The organism is Streptomyces lycii (assembly GCF_009735685.1).
GTDB classification, from domain to species: domain Bacteria; phylum Actinomycetota; class Actinomycetes; order Streptomycetales; family Streptomycetaceae; genus Streptomyces; species Streptomyces lycii.
In genome coordinates this window covers 1-356 of sequence record NZ_WHPN01000234.1, presented here as the reverse complement: position 1 = coordinate 356, position 356 = coordinate 1, and the positions used below count along the sequence as shown (strand labels likewise).

Here is a 356-nt window from a genome sequence, read left to right as displayed (position 1 = left end):
GCCTCCGCCCCGCCCGTGCCGTACGTGCCACCCGCCCCCGCCCGGCCCGTGCCCGCCTGGCCGGTGCCGCCCGCCTCGCCCGAGCGCGCCCCGCCTGCCGTCTCCGCCCCGCCTGTGCCGTACGTGCCACCCGCCCGGCCCGTGCCCGCCCTGCCCGTGCCGCCCGCCTCGCCCGTGTCGTGCATGCCCCGCGTCCCCGTTCTGCCGGCCGCCCGTTCAATACCAGGCGGTAACTTCTGTTGGGCAGACTTGTAACGGCCGCCGCCCCGCCCCCGCAAGGCGGTGGCCGCCGCCCGGCCGGGGACCCCGGTTCTCACTTATCCGGGTGAGGGCGGGCCCCGCGTTGCCGTGCCCCA

Annotated in this window: 1 protein-coding gene; it reads right to left on the bottom strand. The window is 79.5% G+C overall.

Features of this window, described 5'->3' with window-relative positions:
* Positions 1–185: hypothetical protein (locus tag GCU69_RS33200; protein ID WP_218037906.1), on the bottom strand; the 185-nt coding region annotated here is incomplete at its 3' end.
* Positions 186–356: the final 171 nt, after the last annotated feature.